Source organism: Klebsiella sp. HN106 (assembly GCF_051209435.1).
GTDB lineage: Bacteria > Pseudomonadota > Gammaproteobacteria > Enterobacterales > Enterobacteriaceae > Klebsiella > Klebsiella oxytoca.
In genome coordinates this window covers 1-321 of record NZ_JBLURD010000179.1, presented here as the reverse complement: position 1 = coordinate 321, position 321 = coordinate 1, and the positions used below count along the sequence as shown (strand labels likewise).

Here is a 321-nt window from a genome sequence, read left to right as displayed (position 1 = left end):
GCGGAGGCGATCAGCGCCCGCGCGCCGTCGCAGCCGGTCTCTTCTCCGCCGGTTATCAGCAATACCGCGCCGCGTCCGGCGAGGATCGCTTCCCGCTGATGAACGCAGGCGACGGCAAACGCCGCTATCGCCGCTTTCATATCGCTGGATCCGCGGCCATAAAGACGCCCGTCTTCCATCTGCGAGCCGAAAGGATCGTACTGCCAGCGGGCATTTCCCAGCGGGACGGTATCCAGATGTCCGGTAAAGGCCAGCGGTTTACCGCTCTTCGCCCCGGGCAGGCTGGCGATAAGATTGCAGCGTCCTTCGCCGAACGACGAC

General features: G+C 64.8%; 1 protein-coding gene. It reads right to left on the bottom strand.

The annotated features are described in order from the left end of the window. Positions 1-321, bottom strand: a 321-nt coding sequence (locus ACSIPU_RS30840) for a M20/M25/M40 family metallo-hydrolase (protein WP_435322511.1), incomplete at both ends; no start/stop codon positions are given.